We start from the raw sequence: 18,983 nt of genomic DNA on the forward strand, positions 1-18,983 counted from the left end.
CTCCAAAAAACATACTGAAACTTTCACTCTAACTAGTCCTAATTCTCTTCAACAATTCGTCCCTCATATCCTCAATCGGAGGACTAACCTTAAAAATTAGTTCGAATGACTTTACGCCTTGATATAAAAGCATATCAATTCCAGATATTACAAAAGCTCCAAACTTTTTTGCCTCTGTTAAAAAGGGGGTATATTGTGGTACATAAACCATATCAAAAAAAACCTTGCCGCTAATATCATAATTTTTGGGGAAAGGAGGCATCCCCACAGAATTCTTGCCTAATGGTGTAGCGTTAACTAAAACATCAAAATATGGCAACTTCTCACTCCAAGCTATAGTCTCAACACCATACAATTTCGAAAGATCTCTTATTTTTTCAAGATTTCTTCCCATCACCCAAACACTTGCACCTTCCTTAAGAAAAAGGTATATCGCAGCCTTTGCCACCCCCCCAGCCCCAAAAATTCCTACTACCTTATTTTTCAAATCATAATTGATATTTTCAAAAGACTTCTTTATACCATAAATATCAGTATTATAGCCACACCATCTATCATTAACCAGAACAATAGTATTAAGTGCTCTAGCTCCTATAACATCACGGTCAACGCAATCAATTAGATCAACAACAGTTTCTTTATATGGAATAGTTACGTTAAATCCCAAGGCCTCCACATCAATCATCACCTTCAGAAAATCGTTCAAATTTTCCCTCTCAAGGTCAAACAATAAATATACCGCATCAATACCTAATTTTTCCAATGCTCTATTGTGCATTGCAGGTGATAACGAGTAAGAAATATCTTTTCCTATCAAGCCACTAACTCTTTTCATACTCAATCCACTTCAAGAGACAATTTTTTATTTGTGAAAAATCAGTAGGATATATAAAAACATCAGAAAAATCCTTAAAAATAACAAATCTTATTTTCGAAGAGATATTTTTTTTATCCTTTAATATATACTTTCTAAGTGACTCAACATCTAAATCAATCGGATATAAAGTAGGCAAATTATATTTATAAAACAAAGACTTAACCTCTTTGTACAGTTCTATATTGGCATATCCAAGACAATAAGAAAAGAAGGCGGCAAAACAAGTCCCAATTGATACAGCCTCTCCATGAGTGAATCTAGAATATAAGGTCCTTGCCTCTATGGCATGCCCGAGAGTGTGGCCAAGATTCAACAATGCTCTTTTTCCTGTTTTCTCTCTTTCATCTTCCTTTACATATTTAGACTTTATATCAATCGAGAGTTCAACCAACTTTCCGATATCAGGTTTTTCTTTTTTAATCTCATCAAGTATAAAAGAGTCATCAAGTATTGCATATTTAATAACTTCTGCCATCCCTGAAGAAATTTCTCTTTCTGGCAGAGATTTTAAAAAATTCAAATCTATAACTATATTTTTTGGGTGATAAAAACTGCCTAACAGATTTTTTCCAAAATCCAAATCAATGCCGTTCTTTCCACCAATCGAACTGTCAACCATGGACAAAAGAGTAGTAGGTACTAGAGAAAACGATATACCTCTCATGTAAACAGAACACAAAAAACCACACAGATCACCTAATACCCCTCCTCCTAAAACAATGACATGAGAATATCTATCTAATGAGTGTTCAAAAAAGATTTTTGAAAGTTCTATAAATTTTGTTAAAGATTTTGTTTTCTCACCTTCCGGGAGCACAACTATATCAATATTTCTCTTTTTAAAAATATCTTTTAAATCATAGATATTCAACAATACAGGATGTGTAACGGCCAGTATTTTTGAATACTCATCTTCCAATATCTTATCCAAAGCCTCATCAAGAGATTTAAAATATACTTTTACATCATCTGAACTAAAGTTTAAAATCTTTATCATAAATATCATCACCCATTTTTATTATTTTAAACTTTAAAAAACAATGTTATAAATTTGATCTATTATCTCGTCCACGAGTTCAAATATTTCTTTAAATGAGGTGTCCAAAATAAAATCTGACATAGAATAATATTTCATCCTTTTTTCAAGCAAATCTCTTATTCGCTCAAGTATAAGGTCTTCTCTGCCCAAATTCAAAAGTGGTCTATCCCTATTTGAGCAAACTCTTGAATAAATTACTTCAGGCTGAGCCATAAAAGTAATTATAAGAGAATTCTTGCTTAAAATTTCTCTATTGTAAGGGTTTATCAAAGTTCCTCCCCCAACTGATATAACATAGTTTGATAGCCTGGAGACGTTAAAAACTATCAGCGTTTCAAATCTTCTAAATACGTCCTCACCAAACTCAGAAAATATTTTTGATATCTTCATGCCGGATAATAATTCTATTTGCTCATCGGTATCAACAAATCCCCATCCCAATCTCTGAGCAAGGGCCTTCCCTACGGTCGATTTCCCTGTACCCATAAAACCAGACAAAACTATATTTCTCTTCAAGTTGAAAACCTCTTAAAAATATATTCTTTGTATCTGGCAAAATTATCTAAAGTTTCATTTATATTATCACTACCAAATTTTTTAAGATAACAACCAGCAAGAGCTATAGAAAGTTGCATTGAAACTATTACTGAATAGGCAGCAATAGCCAATACATCTGATCTTTGATAAGATGCTTCTTCAATTTTCATTGATCTGATATTCAAGCCGTTTAAAGGTTTTGCAGTAGATGGTATCGGTTTCATAAATGATTTCACTATTATTGGCTCACCGTTAGACATCCCCCCTTCAATACCTCCTGCAAAGTTTGATCTTCTAAATATTCCCTTGGGCAAATATTGGTTTAGACCTCCGTAAAGATTTTTAGCAGAGGGTTTTTGCTCTGTAGTAAACTCATCATGAAATTCTGATCCCAACATCCTTGATGATTGTGAACCCAAACCTATTTCTACAGCTTTTGTGGCAGGAATAGAAGAGATATGAAATGATATGATAGCGGACAACCTTTCGTTGTATGAAGTATAACTTCCAATGCCAGGTATCACGTTCAATGCAAAAGCCAATACGCTTCCTCCCAAAGTATCTCCTTTGAGCTTTATTTCATCTACATATGACTTTATTTTCTCATCCTCTTCAGGAAAGGGAGTAAAAAAAATAGATTTGCGCGATCTTTCATAACCAACTAAAAGATCGTCAGGAAGAGGAAAAATATGCTCTCCAACACCTGTTACAAACGAACCAATCTTAACGCCAAAGTTTTCAAGTAATATTTCAGCAACTGCTCCTGCCGCTACTCTCGAAGCAGTTTCCCTAGCAGAAGCCCTTTCCAAAACGTTTCTCATATCGTCAAAATTATATTTTAAAGCCCCAACAAAATCTGCATGTCCAGGCCTTGCACTCAAAACTTCTCTACCATAGCCTGTAATTGGATCCATATATTCAGACCAATTTTCATAATCATTATTTTTAATCAAGAAAACCAATGGAGAACCAAGAGTTTTAGAGCCTCTCAAACCTGTAACAACTTCCACGCAATCTCTTTCTATATTCATTCTTTTGCCTCTACCATATCCTGACATGCGCTCTTTTAGCCTCTTGTTTATCTTATCTAGTTCAATAGTCAGACCTGCAGGAAGACCTTTTATAAAAACGATCAAACCTTTGCCGTGTGATTCCCCTGCGCTTTCAAACTGAAAACTCAAATCCTATTCTCTCCTTGTTTTTTAATATTACATTATACACATTTTGAGGTAGTATTTCATCTAAGCAATTTAAACCCTTAGGGCAACTCTTCTTCATACATGGACTACAGCTTAGAGGACTTTGAACAGCAAAATACGGCCCCTCAGGAAGAGACCAATTTGGTCTTGTAGGACCATAAAGCACAACTGCTGGTGTACCAACACTAAAAGCCATGTGCAAAGGAGACGAATCGTTTGTTACGAGAAGTTTTGATTTCTTTATTAAAAGAATTGAAGAAAAATATGGGAGTTTCCCTATAAGGTTATATATATTTTCACCTTCAAAACCATACTTTTCCTCACCCTTTGCACCAATTAACGCAATAGATACTTTGTTTCTTGAAATAATAATTTTTGCTAATTCCTTAAAATGTTCAACGTTCCACCTCTTCAGGCTTTGGCTAGCAGAAGTAGCAAATGTAACGAGAGGCTCATTCTTATAGCCTAAGGAATATAAATTCTTATTCAATACTTCTTCGTCCAAATCGTTAAATAACAAATGCGGTTTTTTAGGCATCTTATCAATTCCTATAGACTTTAAGATCCTAGAAAAATGATAATAAGCATGATCATCACCTCTTTCTTCAAGAGATGACATAGATCTTGTTCTTAAATTATATTTGAGCATTTTCAAAAGAAACGCTGACCTTCTATTGTCTTGAATATCAACAACTATATCAAAAATCTGTTTCCTGAGAGATTTAGCCAAAGAAATCATAGAGATATAGCCTTTTATTCCAAATCTATTTATGCCAACAACCCTATCTGCAAGCGTTCTGCCCTGAAATACAGGCACAAATTCTTCTCCCATTATCCATGTAATTTCTGAATTTTTATACAAACTTTTTAAAATAGACACTACTCCAGAAGCAAGAATTATGTCACCAAAGGAACTAAATCTAATAAATAAAATCCTGGTTTTAAACTCTTTAGGTTCTATTGAAAATTCTAATTTATCTTTCATTCCTAATGACTTCTAAATAAATTTCTTCAACTCTTTTTGCTACATTTTCCCAACTAAAAGTCCTGCTTCTTTCAAGTGCCCTCTTTGATAAACTTTGTCTGCCTTCTTTATCCTCTATGAGTCTCAAAAGAGATTTCACCCACAAATTTAGATCGGATTTAGGCAAAACAATAATTGAATTTTTCCCTATCTCAGGAATACATCCCACATCAGAAGCTACACATGCAATACCTGAACTCATTGCCTCTAGAAGAACTAACGGATATACCTCTTTTATAGAGGGAAGACAAAATATGTCAAAAGTTGGATAAATATTTTCTATGTCATCCCTTTTCCCCATAAAGACTACTCTAGACGATATATTAAGATTCTTTGCTTCTTCTTCTAATGTCTCCCTTAGTTCTCCGTCTCCTACTATTACAAGCCTTGTCTGTATGGGCAGATAACTAAAAACTTTAAGAAAAAATGAAAAGCCCTTTGCGCTAACCAATCTTCCTACCAAACCTATTACTATATCATCATTCGTCCTTTCAACTTTTTTTGGTTTAAATCTTTCTGTGTCTACTCCATTCCCAACTATTCTTATTTTCTCTGCATCTACGCCTAACTCCTTGGTAACATAAATTTGATGAGTAAGACAAAGTGCTATGACTACATTAGCCAAAGAAATCAACTTTGATAACCTGTGAGGACTATAGTTTCCGTGTGCAGTATAAACTACGGGAATTTTTAGAGCCTTAACCCATGGCAAAACAGCTAAAAACGGCATCCTTGAATGCACATGAACAACGTCAGGAGAAAAATCTTTAAGAAGTTTTAGTAGTCCAAAAGAAGAAAGAAACAGCGACACAGGATCTTTACTGTGTAGCGGCAAACTTATATAATCAGGTTCGTTTGGGGTATGCCAGACAATTTTCACCTGATGCCCAAGCTTTATAAGCTCACTTGAAAGCTTAAGAACGTGTTGAGACACTCCTCCCGCATCCTTCTCGTGAGCAACAAGTAATACTTTCATAATTAAAATAATATGCCAAAATTATTTTTATATATTAGCTTTAAAAAATATTTAAAACAGATCATAACTCCCCTCATATGAAGTTTTTTAAAATTAATAATATTTTATACTAAATATCTCAATGCTATAAGTAAAGTTTAACTATTGGTTACTTTTAAATAAGTTTCTAACTTTATCGTATATTATATTAGCATTTTCAAACTTTATTCTTTCTTTTTTTGTTATATTAACTAATTCATCGTAATTTATTAACTTAATAAAACCCTGTCTTTCCAACATTTTAAACGAATTACTAAACTTTGTTTTGCTTTTTTCAGGAATTTTAATACAATAGCAAAATAAACCGCAATTAATAGCTTCAGTTATCATAGAAATGGAATCAGAAGTAATAATTGCAAAGTCAGATATTTCAAAAAAATACCTAAGAGGGTTTGTTCTATCTTTGTGATAATACACGGAAAAATCCAGCGGATAATTCTTCTTTTCAAGAAGTCTTTCAAAATCCTCAGGAGTTCGCCTCGAAGTAGACAACAAATATTTATAATCTTTAAGATTCTCATTTTTAAATAGCAATTCTAAACCTTCTATTATTTCATTAGAATCAAACCTATGATGCTTGCTATTTCCACCAATTACAATTGATATCCATGGACCATTTGAACCTAGTTTAGCTTTAAATTTACTAATCTCTTCGTTTTTTAGCTTTTCTTTAAAATAAATAGCCCCGAATATGCGATAAACCTTCGAATTATCTGGCGCTCTATCATGATAAGGCACAATTATCATATCAAAGACATCTGGCAAAAATTTTGGATAAAAGATAGAAATTGTAGGCAAACCTGTAGCCTTTTTAAAGAGCACCAAAAAGGGGTGGACTCTATTGCCCGTACCTATAGCTCCTATATACTTTTCTGGCTCCGTACCAAAAAATTTTATGAATAGTTGCTTAGCGAGCTCTTTACTAATAAAATTATCAAAAATTCTTAATATTTCAGTTCTAAAGTCAACAAACGGTATAGTTTTTATTTCATAGTCCAGACCAATCGACTTTGCCAAAGACACAGATTGATTGTAATGCCCAGGTCTGCCTTCTGAGATAATAATAATCTTCACAGTCTACCTTACTTCAAAAGTTTTTGTAGCGATGCCAGTAACTACCCACGGGAAATCTACATATTTCTTAAAAATTGGTTCAGGTTTGTCTTGATTCAAAGTGGCCTGAGAGGAATAAATTTCTATGACCATTTGGTTGTTTTTTGGCTTATCTGTAATAGATTTAACAAGTTCATCAAATGTCTCAATAACCTCTTCTTTTGGCTTATTTGAAGCATTCTCAGAAGTTTTCGCCCTTTGGGAAGTTGACTCATCACTTCCAGTTAAAATCATTGTATAACTTCCCTTAGGTAGATTCGGGTCGATTGAAATTTGTTCTTTATAAAGTTCTTCTCTGTACGGCCTCAAAGAAACGTCAAATTTAATTGGTCTCGATTTCTTTACAAAATTTTCCATATTGATCTTATCAATTTGAGCGCTCTTTATTTTATTTGACATATTTATTTTAAAACCAATATATTCAGGAACGGCCCTTCTCAAAGGATTGGTTAACAGTTTGTACAAAATTTCGTCTAACTCAAGAACGCTTTTATAAGATATGTCATCAGGATCAGAGTATATATTCTTTCTTTCTATATTGGTCCCATCAGAAAGCCTTAGAGTTATATCAACGGTGCTAGAACCACCATGCTGACTCAAAAGCGAATCGTCCAAACATTGTAATACCACTTTAGAAGCATATTTTAGAAGCATATCTTCGCTTTCTGGCAATTGAACAAAAAAACTATGTTCTCCATTTGAGTTAACGTTAACGTCAATAGTAGTAGTAGGAGGCAATGCTCCAAGATAAGCAGCTATACCATAAGTTCTATCCTGTACAACCTTCCCTATAGGAGAAATTATAGAAGCAACTTTAAAGGGCAAAACTTGGCTTTTTATAGTATAGTATGTATAAGCTGATGACAAAAAATAATCTACGCTTCCAGCATCTGTAGCGGGATGACCAAAAGCCAAAATCTTATTACCATCTATTTCAGTAAGAGTTCCTACTGCCCCCAGCTCCACTGAACCCCTCGCAAACTGAACAGCAATAGAAGCTCCTGGCTGAGCAGTCCACTCGTGAGACGTTTCAGATGAAACGTCTGAAACTAAAGGCATTTCTTTTTTAAGCATAGATAGCACTCTTCCAGAAAAACCTTTTTCATAATACAAAACACAAGGTCGTTCAACCAAAACACCGTCTTCCTTCGTTGGTACGCTTGAAACCGCAGTGTAAACCTTGTTATCTATAGTAATTGGTCTTTCTAGTTTGCTTATTTCAGGGGATTTTTCTTCATAATTCCAAAGGGTTCTCATGGCTTCTATTGGCGTAACAAGTCCAATATGCGGATCTGCATTTTGGAAAGTAGCAGAAATAGCGCCTATTAATTTTCCATTAATATAAACTGGGCTTCCGCTCATACCCTCAGCAATACCACCAGTAAAATCAATAGCTTTCCCCCAAACCTTAATTAAATAAGAAGGGTATAAACCGGGATTGTTAACTATACCTATTATTTCAACATTAAAGGTCGAAATTTCAGAACCCATTATGGTGGTTTTTGCAACTCCAACATCACCAACCTGAACTGTGTTAGCAGCGTTAGCACACGAACCAGTCAATAAAAATATTGCAATCAAAAAACCAATTAACCTCTTCAAAATTACCTCCCAAAAGTTAGTCAACATCATAAGATTTAATTATAACTCAAATATATACCAACCAACCTTATTTATAAATTAAAAAGAAAGTTATAAATAAGTTAACTAAAGTTTGTTGTAATCCAAAAACTTACAAACAGTAATATAAAATTCCATTACAAAGTACTGCGAGTAACCACTACAAAATACTTTATTTTGATGACCCCATAAATTCACTTATTCCGACTTTTTTTCGACTTATTGATAAGTCAGAATAATATCAAAGATAAAAATTAGTAATGAAAGGTGGTAAGTAAGATGGCAAGAAAAAAGAATGTTTTTGTCGTTCTTAAGGATACAAAGCAAAATCAGGCAAAACTAATCAAGGAAACAAGAAATTATGTAGCAACAAATAATATCGAGAAGGTCTATTTGTTGAAGATTATAGACAGATCCGAAGATCTTGGCGTATTTAACCCTGAAGCAGAAGAAATTATCGTCACAAGAGCTGAAAGCGAAATTTCAAAGTTTATGAACGAATTAGGTCAGATCGACTGCCAGGTGGAAGGGATCGTAAAGATTGGTTCCTATCACGACAGGATTGAAGAATTAGCAAAAAAGTTTGATCCCGAAGCAATAATAGTTCAAAGCTCCAAGTTAAGCGGAATAAAGAGAATCTTTCTTGGCAACACAGCTTCGGATGTCATAAACAACGCTCACTGTCCCGTAATTGTTGTCGGCTCTTAACCAGTTTAGAAACGAATTTATAAATAAATTTTAAGGAGGGAAAGAAGAATGAAAAAGGAAAATAATAAGAAGTTAATACCCTTAATAATATGGGGTACTCTTTCACTAAGTTCTTATCTGATGATTTTCCTATTTCAAAATGAGTTATTGTTTTATTCTACAAGGGGTGGTATTTTTTCAGTAGTTCCATTACTCTTTGCATTTTATTTCTCTTTTGTACATGGAGCTTTCGCAAGTTATTTGTTGCCATTTATTGGCGTTGAAGCAATAATAAAGAAGGAGGCGCATTAAAATGGAAGGAAATTCTATGGGGATCTTGTCAAACTTTATCACTCTTGACCCTACAAACATGCTTTTTCTTTTGTTTGTCGGCTTTGTTGGTGGATTGGTTAGCGGCTTTATAGGATCTGGCGGCGCATTTGTCCTAACGCCAGGAATGATGAGCATTGGAGTTCCAGGAACAATAGCAGTTGCAAGCAATATGTGCCACAAGTTTCCAAAGGCAATGGTTGGAGCATACAAGAGGTGGAAGTATGGTCAGGTAGATATAAAGTTAGGTCTTATTATGGCGATATCAGCAATACTTGGAGTTCAGGTAGGCATACAGATTCAAGAAGCCATATTAAAGACCTGGGGAAACGCTGGTTCAAACCTTTATGTCAGTACCATGTTTATAATTGTTTTAACGATAGTTGGAACTTACGTATTTAAGGATGCCGTAAATATGGCAAAGTCAAAGAACACAAAAGAAGAGTCTACCGCACTTGCAAAGAGAATACAAAGTATAAATATACCGCCAATGATATATTTTGATAAGATCGGAGCAAAGATATCATTCTGGGTTACATTCCCAATAGGATTTTGTACAGGACTTCTTGCAGCAACTATAGCAGTAGGAGGATTCATTGGAGTTCCTGGAATGATTTATATATTGGGCGCTACAAGTACTGTAGGCACAGCAACAGAGTTAGTTATAGCCTTTGTAATGGGTCTGGTTGGATCTGTAAAGTGGGCAATGAACGGAATGATAGATATTAGACTAACTCTTATAATTCTTGCTGGATCTTTAATTGGAGTACAAATAGGAGCTGCTGCCACAACATTTGTAAAGCCGTATCTTATAAAGTTTGTAATGGGCTTCATAATGCTTTTGGTAGCCGGGTCAAGAATCCTTGCAGTTCCTCAGTATTTAAGTGAGCTAAACATAATTCATCTTGAAAAGCAAGCTTTGAGCGCACTCGATCAGACTAGCTTTATGATAATGAGTCTAACGCTTCTTGCTGGTGCAATAATAATAGTATTTAGTATGGTAAGAGGAAAAAGAGAATTCAGGAGGACAAGTGCTATTGCACAGGTTAAGATAAACGATTAAAATAATTATATGTACAAAAAATTATTAGTTGCATATGACGGTTCATTAAGTAGCAAAAGCGCACTAAAGGAGGCACTAGAAATAAGTGCCTCCTTTAACTCATATATTACGCTTATAAGCGTATTTGACTTACCTACAGAGATATTCGGAATATCGTCTCTGGAATCAGAAAGGATTGAATCAGAATTATTTTCAATGCTTCTAAACGCCTTCGAGCAATCAAAAGAGAAAAACAATAAAATAAATGCTTTCTTTGCTACAATTGCAGGTGATAGTGCAACTTACACAAACATCGAATCAAACGAAAAAATTCAAATACCCAAAAAGGTAAGTTCACCAGATCATGCAATAGTATCGTTCGCAGAGTTTCTAAAGCCCGATCTAATATTGATAGGCACGAAGGGATACAATAGAGTGATAAACGTTGGAAGTGTAACTGTAGGCGTAATTAGGGATGCTCCGTGTGACGTATTAACTATAAAAAATTATAAAGAGGGCAAGTTTGAAGAAAAGTACAAAAATATACTTCTTGCCTTTGACGGTTCTGAAACTTCAGTTAACGCGCTAAAAAGGACTATTAGCATAGCAAAAAGGTTTAAGTGGGATATTACTGCAATTCACGTCTACCCTCTTCTTACTGAAATAAACCTTTTTTCAAGCGTTCACACAAAAGAAGTTTTACTCCAAACTTCAAAACATATTCTTGAAAGAGCAAGAGAAATAGCTTATAAGGAAAATTATCCTATTTATACCCACTCAGGGGGGTTTGGTGACCCTGCACAATACATTGTTAATTATGCTACAGAAGAAAATTATGATCTAGTAGTTCTAGGAACACAAAATCCAAATACCGTAAAAAAAGTTCTTATAGGAAGCATTGCATACAGAGTTATTTCAGAAGCTGATTTTCCTGTTTATTGCATCCCCATAAAGAGCCTGAAAAAAGCGCTGTAAATAAATCATGAAACAAAAAAATCCCATAAGAGAAAAATTTTTAAGTTATAAAGATATCTTTTTTATGCTATTTTTTATAGTCTTGTTGTTTGTCATTGGCGCACTTTTAATTATTAACGTTAACTTCTTCCCTACTTCTTCTTTAAATCTAGATCTAACCAAAAAATCTCTTCCTGTTTCCACTGAAAATGAACCAAACACAATTGGCATAGTTGTATCTTCTACTTTGCCAATCGAGGAAGTTACCTTAATTTACAAACCCCTAATAATATATCTTTCAAAAGCAACAAATAAACATATTGTTCTTTTTACAAGAAAGACCTATTCAGAAGCACTAGATTCTATGCTTGCAGGCGATGCACAAATTGGCATCATAGGCTCAGGCGCCTTTTACGTTGATAAAAATAAGTTAGATTTGCTGGCAGTACCTATGATAAACAATAAAACATATTATAAATCATATATTATAGCAGAAAAAGAAAATATAAAAAATTTATCTGACTTAAAGGGAAAGACAATAGCTTTTACTGACCCATATTCCTTTGCTGGGTATATCGTATTGGAAAATTATCTTAGAAAAAATGGCCTTAACCTTAATTTTTTTTCAAAACACTTTTTTACCTTTAGTGTCAATTCATCAATAGACGCTCTAAAAGAGGGCTTGGCTGATGCAGCTACTATTGACAGTAATACATATGAGCAATTAAAAGAGAAAAATCCAGAAATTTCAAACTCATTACACATAATATGGGAGTCCCCAATTGAGATTCCAAATCCGCCAGTAATAGCCATAAAGGATATGGATTATAAAACAAAACTTCAATTTCAAAAACTTTTTATGGATATGGATAAAAGCACAGAAGGGAAAAAAGTTCTTAGTATATTGGGCTATGATAAGTATGTTGAAGTAAATAGCAACTTTTTTGAACCAATTTCAGAATGGTTAGGTAAAAATAATGAAAATAAGTTTTAAAATCGCTATATCTGTCATTTTACCATCTCTTATATGTACTCTTGCTCTCTTACTGTTTATGAAATATACCCTCACCCAGAACCTACTTGAAAATCTAAACAAAAGAATGCAAACTACTTGTTCAGATATTGAATATTCAATAATAGACAGCATTGCCACAAATAACAGCATCGAAGCCAATAGAATTCTAAAAAATATAAAACAACAAAACAAAGAGATTGTGTATATATATATCCAGAGACCATTTGGTAGAATTCTTGCATCAACATTTGAGGACGGTTTTCCAATAGAACTATTAAGTCTTACAAGTTCGAATGAAAAATTAGTAAGAACATTTAATACCAAAGAGGGCACATTGTACGATCTTAACTATCCGCTTTTAGGTGGTAGTTTTGGAACAATTCACATTGGTTATTCTCATAATTTGATAAAGGATAGGATCAACAACTTTATATTACAATCTCTGTTTTTCAGCTTTATAGTTATTGTAGTTTCTTTAATGCTTTTTCTCTTTTTGACCCGTTCAATAGTTAGAAATATAAACAAACTAATTTATCTTGCAAAAAGAGTCTCAGTTGGAGATTTTGATACAAGAGTTGATATAAGATCTAAAGATGAGCTAGAGCTACTCGCTAAATCAATGAATTCTATGGCAAACGACTTAAAAATTCACAAAATTGAGAGATTGAAGATGGAGGAAAGACTAAAGAAGGAAGAAGAAGAGAAAAAGAGAAAGGAGCTTTTAAGAAGGGAGATTTCCTCTTTAGAAAAGGAAAGAAAAAGAATTTCTATGGAGATACACGATGGAGTTATGCAAACTTTAGCATCAGGGCAGATTAACCTTTTTCACGTTATAAATAGCGACAAAATTCCAGAAGATCTCAGAGAAAGGTTAAAAATTTCATACAACATCTTTAAAGATGCCACAAATGATTTAAGAAACCTGACAATAAATCTTAGACCACGCATCTTAGAAGAAGTTGGCCTAAAAAGGTCTATAGAAACACTGCTCGAAAGGGCAGAGCAAAGCAATAATCTTGATGTAGAATTAATTTTTGATATTAGATCAAAACTTCAGGATTATCTGGAATTATCATTGTTTAGAATAATCCAAGAAGCTATAAATAACGTAATAAAACACGCTAACGCAAGTTTCGTAAGCGTTATTATAAAAGAAAATGATGATAGAATAGAACTAACAATTGAAGATAATGGTTCAGGTTTTGAAATAAATTATGAAGACAAAAAATATACCAATAGTTTTGGACTTATAGATATGAAAGAAAGAGCAGAAAGTCTTGGAGGTTCATTAAACATAGAAAAAAAGAAGGAAGGTGGCACAAAGATTTATGCAAGCATCCCATTCAAAAAAGAAGGTTCTAATAGTTGACGATCACGCTCTGTTAAGAGAGGGATTAAAATTTCTGATAAGTCAATCAAAAGAAGATTTTGAGGTTGTAGGAGAAACCCCTAGCGCTTCTGAAGCCCTGAAATTAGTAAAAAAACTTAAACCCGATATCGTAATATTAGATCTATCCTTATCTGATGGAAGCGGTCTTGATATAATAGAGCCGATAAAAAAAATTTCTCAAAACACAAAAATTCTTGTTCTAAGCATGTATCAGGATGAGTCTGTTATAGTCCAAACCCTAAAAGAAGGCGCATCAGGTTTTATTCCGAAAAGTGAGGTATCAGAAGAGTGTATCCAAGCGCTAAAAATTATCTCAGAGAGCGATGATCTGTATGTACCCGCATCATATTCCAGAATAGTATTAAAAGGGCTTCTTTCAGATAACGCCTCAAAAACCCTTAGCTCAAGAGAAGATCAGGTATTAAGGCTGTTGGCTTTGGGATATAGCGCCAAAGAAATAGCCCAAACGCTTCAAATTAGCCCCAAAACAGTTCAGACCTATAGGCAAAGAATAACCACCAAGCTTGATTTAAGAAGAAGATCGGATATTGTAAGATATGCTATTTCAAAAGGGCTTCTAAAAGAAGAAGAAATAAAAGGGATAGTTTTTCCAAAAGACGACGAGTTAATCTAAAGTTTTCTCAAGCTTCCAAGAGCGCCTCTAAAAACCCTGCCTTCATATTTTGCAACTATTCTCATCTCGAAGTTTATGTACTCTTCCTTATCGTTTTTAATACCAACCTCAAAAACAGCGTCCTTTTTATCTCCTTTCAAAATTGACATAAACAAAAGAGTAAGTTTCTCTTTCTCAGCAGGAGATGAAAAGTCAACAAAAAATTTGTTAAGGAAATCTCTCGGCTGAAGTTTTGTATAATCATATATTTTTTCACTTATAAAGCTAAATCTTCCAGAATAGTCAAGTTCAAATACCACGTCACTTATTAATCTAATTATTTCAAAGTATTTTTCTTCAATATTCTTTGCCAAATTATAAGCACTCTTTAGCTCAGTAACGTCGTAGCTCAAGCTTATCAGCCCCTGAAGATTTCTATTCTCATCAAAAATTGGCACCTTTTGGGTGAGAACACTTATAGATTCTTTATTAGGTTTTCTGAGCATTTCCTCCTGAAAGTGAACCATCCCAAGCTTTACTGCTGATCTATCTAATTCAAGATTCTTTTCTGCCTGTTCTTTGTCAAATATTTCGTAATCAGTGTGGCCAATAATCTCTTTCCTGTCCTTTCCCAGCAATTTAGCAAAATTATTGTTAACAAAAATATATATGCCATCTTTATTCTTGTAATAAATATAACCTGGTAGACTATCAAGGAGGATATTTAGTTCTCTTTGCTTCTGAAGAAGAGCCTCTTCAGAGCGCTTCTTTTCTGTTATGTCTCTACAAACGAGAAAGTATATTCTCTTATCATTTTTGTATACAGTATTAGTCTTAACATCAATGACCTTGATGTGATTGTTGACATCAATAGCCCTGATTTCAAAAGACATCCCTTTTATATTTTCTTTCAGTACTTTTTCAATTAGAGACTTTGCATAATCTCTGTCTTCAGGATACACAAAGTTTATTACATCTTTACTTATTACATCTTCAGGTTTGTATCCAAAAGTTCTATAAAGCTCTTCATTTGACTTTATAATTCTAAAATCTGAATCAAGTACTAATACAACATCTTTTATGTTGTTAAATAGCGTCTCGTATTCTTGTTCTCTTTCTCTTAGAGAGTTATGAACTCTCTCTCTTTCTGTAACTTCAGAGATTGTCAGCAGTATAAAATCCTCTACCCTACCAGAAATCTTTTTTGCTTTTCCTTCAAAAGCAACCTTTGCTCCATTCTTTGTATTGAGATAGAATTTAAAAGGAAAGATAGAATCTTGTTCTGTAGTTAAGATTTTCTCAAATAACAATTTAAACTTTTCTCTTTCTTCATTTTCTAAAAAGTTCAAAAAGTTTTTGGCTTCAATGTCGTTAACGTCAGAAAATAGCATAGATAAAGAGTCGTTTTCAAAAAGTATTTCGCCGTCTATATCTACAACCAGAATCATATCGCTTGAGTTATCTAAAAGGAGTCTAAAATATTTCTCGCTTTCAGAAAGCTTTTTATATTCTCGCCTTTTTTGAATTAATATAATCACAAGCAAAGCAATTATTAGAAGTAACATTAAAGAAACTATTGAAGAATAAAGGATTGCCTTTGAATATCTCTCAAAAAATGTTTCTTGATGATTAATTATCTTGCTGTTTGGAGGAAGTAATTCCTTTTTTATGTTGAATTTTTTCAATAAATTTTCATCAAAGGCATAATAGTTTGACTCAGAACTATTTATAATCTTAGAGTTCTCCCAACCAGCACCGTTATCAAAAAGATAATCGTATGCTAACTTACCCACAATCTTGCCCTGTTCAAGCCCACTAGTAATCATACCACCAACTATTCCGTTACCCAATTGATAGTCAAACGTTCCAAAAATTGGTACGTTTACTCTCTTATAAAGTTCATGTGTGGGAGCAGATCCAATTAGGTCATCACCATATTTGTCGACAGTATGAGCTATTAGATCCAGAACAAGGATATCCTTCGGCTCTGAATTAATCTTATTTATTATTTTCTCTAAATTATTTGAAACAAAATATTCGTTTGATATATCGTTATGTGATGCAAAAAAATCGTCAAATTGCTTTTTGAAATAAGACGCTACACTTTCATCTGCAACGCCCAAAATCTTTTTTGCATTTGGAAAAAGCTTTAGCATAAGAGAAAGAGTAGATTCTAAATTCTCTTCTTCCTTCACACCATAAACTTTATATGGAATAAAATTTTTTATATCGTCGCTATAGGTATTTACACCACAAAAAAATATTGGAGGGTTTCCAAACTGATTTCTTCTTTCTAAAGCATATACAAAAGCTGGATCGTCTGTTGTAACTATTGCATCAAATTTAAACCCTGAGTATTTTTTCATCAAAAAATTAGAAAAATCATCCAAATATCTCTTTGAATTAAACCTTTTCGAATCCATATTTTCTATAAATATCTCAGGTGAAGGGAATATAGAATTAAGCTGGGACAAAATCCCCTCTTGTTCTTCAATAGTCCAAATATAATCCTGGCTATAAGAGTTCAAAATCAAAACTTTCTTGCTTGCTAAACCCTGAGAATAAGCAATTGAAGTAGAGAAAGCTAAAAAGAAAAAAAGACTTATTATTAATCTTTTAAGCAAAAAACCTCCTTTTTCTTGAAAAAATATTTTTAACAGATTAATTATTGTTTTTTAAAAACTTTTCTTTTTTTCTGCTTTTTTAATAAATCTGTCGAAATTAACAATAAATCTCTCATGCGTACCCCTTGCAACCTGTTCTACTTCATCTCTTGCTAAAACTTCAAATATCAATCTCCTACCATCTACCCTTATAAGCTTTGCGCTCGCCCAAACCTTCATCCCTACAGGTGTGGGAGCAATATGTTCTATATTAATCAACGTCCCCACAGAAGTCTCGCCCGAAGCCAGATTGTTCTTGATAGCTTCTACTGCAGCTCCCTCAAGAAGGCTAACAATTCTAGGTGTAGAAAGCACGTTTACCAATCCACTACCATAAAATGCTGCTGTATCATTGTCAGTAACAATCGTCTCAATTTCTGCATTTAAGCCGACTTCTATCATTATTACTCTCCCTTTAAAAAAGATTTTTAAAATAGAAACTATATTGGAATTATACAATAATAATAAAATTTAAGAAATTTTATTGAAGTGATATTCAAGCCAATTAAATATTACTCCCTGAGCAAAACCAAGAGCTCCTATTTGAGAGCCCTCTTCTGCGCCCTCGCTAGCCGTCATATTGATCATCTCTCTTGGGCACTCAAGTAGATCATAGAATTTCTTAGACTCACCTCTAAAGAAGAACGTGTTTGTAGAGTTTACAACCAGAGTAGGACAATTGATATTCGATATAATATTTTTCAAATTATATGGTTTAGTCTTTAAGAAAAATTCCGCAATGGTAGGAGCATTAAATGCCCACATACCGTGATGAATCGCCCACCTAAAGGTAATGTTGTCCTTTAGCGCTTCAGCCATAGCTTTATTGAAAGCAGCCTTATCAGTTTCAAGAAGATTTTTTGCTACAGGAGGTAAAAGTGAAATTAAAGAACTATAATAATCAAAAACTCCCCCATCAGCTACCAATAGAGCAATTCTATTATCAAAAGCACAGGCTCTTGGCGCAAAATAACCCCCAAGATCCACCCCAAACATCGCTATCTTTTTAAGATTTACATCCTTTCTGGTAACAATATAATTTATTACAGGTTTGCTTACCTTTTCAAAGTCAGGCCTAAAGTAGAGTCCCTGAAGTACAAGTGCTCTTCCTTGTCCAGGACCGTCAAAGGTTGCAAAGTTGAACCCTCTTTTCACAGCTCCAAATCCCCAATCCATAACAAGCTCTTCAGCGTTGGAGTCAAATCCACCTACCATAACTATAGTTGGTCTGGGAACAGAATCATTCGAAGCTTTCACAAAATATAAAGGAATAGTAGTATTCTGATATTGAATCTCTACAGACTCAATTTTTGGATCAAAAAGAGATGCAGCTTTTACAAAGGAAGTTCTACTCTTCGTATAAGTATCGAAAATTCTTGGGTCCTTTGGGTTGGTGCCAAGGAAAAAGCCTGAAGTCCTAAGATAATTGGATGCTCTTAAATAGGCTTCTCTTGCGCTTACAAGAAAACCTTCGGAATAATACTCTTCTGCAAGAGAATACAATCTATCTCCCTGGGCTTTCCATCCTTCATACCAACTATTGGTATCGTTATCTTTAATACTTTTGATTGCCAAAAAACACTCCTTTATGTCCGCACAGGAAGAAAAAGTCTTTGAAAGTGTCCTAAGAGCTTGATAAGAGAATTCTTTATTGGCAAACAATTCACTCCCTTCTGACGAACCATTGACTTGTGCAAATGCAATATCATTAAATGATTCAAGGTTAAGAAGTGTACCTAAAGCCAGGATGCCCAAAAATTCCCTCCTGTTCAAGTCAACCTCCTTAAATGTAGTAAAATATTAAATTATTGCTTCATTATAATGTCAAACAAAGCTATTTTACAAGTATATTTTGGAGGTAATTC

18 protein-coding genes are annotated in these 18,983 nt (G+C 33.8%); 7 read left to right on the plus strand and 11 right to left on the minus strand.

Features of this window, described 5'->3' with window-relative positions; translation table 11 throughout:
* Positions 1–28: 28 nt before the first annotated feature.
* The 8 genes from aroE to THENA_RS08520 all read right to left on the minus strand — a co-directional run bounded on the left by aroE (position 29) and on the right by THENA_RS08520 (position 8,406).
* Entirely contained in the window at positions 29–835 is an 807-nt protein-coding gene (gene aroE / locus THENA_RS08485) for a shikimate dehydrogenase (RefSeq protein WP_013756989.1), read from the minus strand.
* The gene (aroB, locus tag THENA_RS08490) at positions 822–1,874 is read right to left on the minus strand and encodes a 3-dehydroquinate synthase (protein WP_052296080.1); all 1,053 of its coding nucleotides are present in this window, start codon (positions 1,872–1,874) and stop codon (positions 822–824) included. The genes aroE and aroB overlap by 14 nt, the downstream gene beginning before the upstream one ends.
* A 33-nt stretch (positions 1,875–1,907) precedes the next feature.
* The gene (locus THENA_RS08495) at positions 1,908–2,432 is read right to left on the minus strand and encodes a shikimate kinase (protein WP_013756991.1); all 525 of its coding nucleotides are present in this window, start codon (positions 2,430–2,432) and stop codon (positions 1,908–1,910) included.
* A complete protein-coding gene (aroC, locus tag THENA_RS08500; RefSeq protein WP_013756992.1) occupies positions 2,429–3,634 on the minus strand; it encodes a chorismate synthase in 1,206 nt (401 codons plus the stop codon). Before aroC ends, THENA_RS08495 begins: the two co-directional genes overlap by 4 nt.
* Positions 3,618–4,637 carry a glycosyltransferase family 9 protein gene (locus tag THENA_RS08505; RefSeq protein WP_013756993.1) on the minus strand — a complete coding sequence of 340 codons (1,020 nt, stop codon included), beginning with the start codon at positions 4,635–4,637 and terminating at the stop codon, positions 3,618–3,620. The genes aroC and THENA_RS08505 overlap by 17 nt, the downstream gene beginning before the upstream one ends.
* Positions 4,627–5,652, minus strand: coding sequence for a glycosyltransferase family 4 protein (locus tag THENA_RS08510; protein WP_013756994.1), 1,026 nt, complete (start codon positions 5,650–5,652; stop codon positions 4,627–4,629). The genes THENA_RS08505 and THENA_RS08510 overlap by 11 nt, the downstream gene beginning before the upstream one ends.
* Positions 5,653–5,793: 141 nt before the next feature.
* A complete protein-coding gene (locus tag THENA_RS08515; protein ID WP_013756995.1) occupies positions 5,794–6,765 on the minus strand; it encodes an ELM1/GtrOC1 family putative glycosyltransferase in 972 nt (323 codons plus the stop codon).
* A gap of 3 nt (positions 6,766–6,768) precedes the next feature.
* A complete protein-coding gene (locus THENA_RS08520) occupies positions 6,769–8,406 on the minus strand; it encodes a SpoIVB peptidase S55 domain-containing protein (RefSeq protein ID WP_013756996.1) in 1,638 nt (545 codons plus the stop codon).
* 297 nt (positions 8,407–8,703) lie between these two features.
* Between THENA_RS08520 and THENA_RS08525 the strand changes: the two genes are divergently transcribed.
* The 7 genes from THENA_RS08525 to THENA_RS08555 are packed head-to-tail and all read left to right on the plus strand — an operon-like array spanning position 8,704 to position 14,476.
* Entirely contained in the window at positions 8,704–9,132 is a 429-nt protein-coding gene (locus THENA_RS08525) for a universal stress protein (protein ID WP_013756997.1), read from the plus strand.
* A 48-nt stretch (positions 9,133–9,180) separates the two neighbouring features.
* Positions 9,181–9,423: a hypothetical protein gene (locus tag THENA_RS08530; protein ID WP_013756998.1), complete on the plus strand. Its 243-nt coding sequence runs from the start codon at positions 9,181–9,183 to the stop codon at positions 9,421–9,423.
* Between the two features lies 1 nt (position 9,424).
* Positions 9,425–10,504: a sulfite exporter TauE/SafE family protein gene (locus tag THENA_RS08535; RefSeq protein ID WP_013756999.1), complete on the plus strand. Its 1,080-nt coding sequence runs from the start codon at positions 9,425–9,427 to the stop codon at positions 10,502–10,504.
* A gap of 9 nt (positions 10,505–10,513) precedes the next feature.
* Positions 10,514–11,458 (plus strand): universal stress protein, encoded by a 945-nt coding sequence (locus tag THENA_RS08540; RefSeq protein ID WP_013757000.1) that lies wholly within the window; start codon positions 10,514–10,516, stop codon positions 11,456–11,458.
* A gap of 7 nt (positions 11,459–11,465) precedes the next feature.
* Complete coding sequence (phnD, locus tag THENA_RS08545; protein ID WP_013757001.1) at positions 11,466–12,431, plus strand: phosphate/phosphite/phosphonate ABC transporter substrate-binding protein; 966 nt, start codon at positions 11,466–11,468, stop codon at positions 12,429–12,431.
* The gene (locus THENA_RS08550; RefSeq protein WP_013757002.1) at positions 12,415–13,821 is read left to right on the plus strand and encodes a sensor histidine kinase; all 1,407 of its coding nucleotides are present in this window, start codon (positions 12,415–12,417) and stop codon (positions 13,819–13,821) included. Before phnD ends, THENA_RS08550 begins: the two co-directional genes overlap by 17 nt.
* Entirely contained in the window at positions 13,781–14,476 is a 696-nt protein-coding gene (locus tag THENA_RS08555; protein WP_013757003.1) for a response regulator transcription factor, read from the plus strand. The genes THENA_RS08550 and THENA_RS08555 overlap by 41 nt, the downstream gene beginning before the upstream one ends.
* Here THENA_RS08555 and THENA_RS08560 read toward each other — a convergent pair.
* The 3 genes from THENA_RS08560 to THENA_RS08570 all read right to left on the minus strand — a co-directional run bounded on the left by THENA_RS08560 (position 14,473) and on the right by THENA_RS08570 (position 18,891).
* The gene (locus tag THENA_RS08560) at positions 14,473–17,079 is read right to left on the minus strand and encodes a PAS domain-containing protein (RefSeq protein WP_013757004.1); all 2,607 of its coding nucleotides are present in this window, start codon (positions 17,077–17,079) and stop codon (positions 14,473–14,475) included. The genes THENA_RS08555 and THENA_RS08560 overlap by 4 nt on opposite strands.
* Positions 17,080–17,130: 51 nt before the next feature.
* The gene (locus tag THENA_RS08565; protein WP_013757005.1) at positions 17,131–17,520 is read right to left on the minus strand and encodes a thioesterase family protein; all 390 of its coding nucleotides are present in this window, start codon (positions 17,518–17,520) and stop codon (positions 17,131–17,133) included.
* Positions 17,521–17,589: 69 nt separating this feature from the next.
* Positions 17,590–18,891, minus strand: a complete 1,302-nt coding sequence (locus tag THENA_RS08570; RefSeq protein ID WP_013757006.1) for an alpha/beta hydrolase family protein — start codon at positions 18,889–18,891, stop codon at positions 17,590–17,592.
* Positions 18,892–18,983: the final 92 nt, after the last annotated feature.

The organism is Thermodesulfobium narugense DSM 14796, from assembly GCF_000212395.1.
Lineage (GTDB): Bacteria > Thermodesulfobiota > Thermodesulfobiia > Thermodesulfobiales > Thermodesulfobiaceae > Thermodesulfobium > Thermodesulfobium narugense.

Excerpts from the sequence above, each read along its gene's own strand:
- aroE (WP_013756989.1), bottom strand. The coding sequence starts at position 835 with ATGAAAAGAGTTAGTGGCTTGATAGGAAAAGATATTTCTTACTCGTTA.
- aroB (WP_052296080.1), bottom strand. The coding sequence starts at position 1,874 with ATGATAAAGATTTTAAACTTTAGTTCAGATGATGTAAAAGTATATTTT.
- THENA_RS08505 (WP_013756993.1), bottom strand. The coding sequence starts at position 4,637 with ATGAAAGATAAATTAGAATTTTCAATAGAACCTAAAGAGTTTAAAACC.
- THENA_RS08510 (WP_013756994.1), bottom strand. The coding sequence starts at position 5,652 with ATGAAAGTATTACTTGTTGCTCACGAGAAGGATGCGGGAGGAGTGTCT.
- THENA_RS08525 (WP_013756997.1), top strand. The coding sequence starts at position 8,704 with ATGGCAAGAAAAAAGAATGTTTTTGTCGTTCTTAAGGATACAAAGCAA.
- THENA_RS08530 (WP_013756998.1), top strand. The coding sequence starts at position 9,181 with ATGAAAAAGGAAAATAATAAGAAGTTAATACCCTTAATAATATGGGGT.
- THENA_RS08535 (WP_013756999.1), top strand. The coding sequence starts at position 9,425 with ATGGAAGGAAATTCTATGGGGATCTTGTCAAACTTTATCACTCTTGAC.
- THENA_RS08540 (WP_013757000.1), top strand. The coding sequence starts at position 10,514 with ATGTACAAAAAATTATTAGTTGCATATGACGGTTCATTAAGTAGCAAA.
- phnD (WP_013757001.1), top strand. The coding sequence starts at position 11,466 with ATGAAACAAAAAAATCCCATAAGAGAAAAATTTTTAAGTTATAAAGAT.
- THENA_RS08550 (WP_013757002.1), top strand. The coding sequence starts at position 12,415 with ATGAAAATAAGTTTTAAAATCGCTATATCTGTCATTTTACCATCTCTT.
- THENA_RS08555 (WP_013757003.1), top strand. The coding sequence starts at position 13,781 with ATGCAAGCATCCCATTCAAAAAAGAAGGTTCTAATAGTTGACGATCAC.
- THENA_RS08565 (WP_013757005.1), bottom strand. The coding sequence starts at position 17,520 with ATGATAGAAGTCGGCTTAAATGCAGAAATTGAGACGATTGTTACTGAC.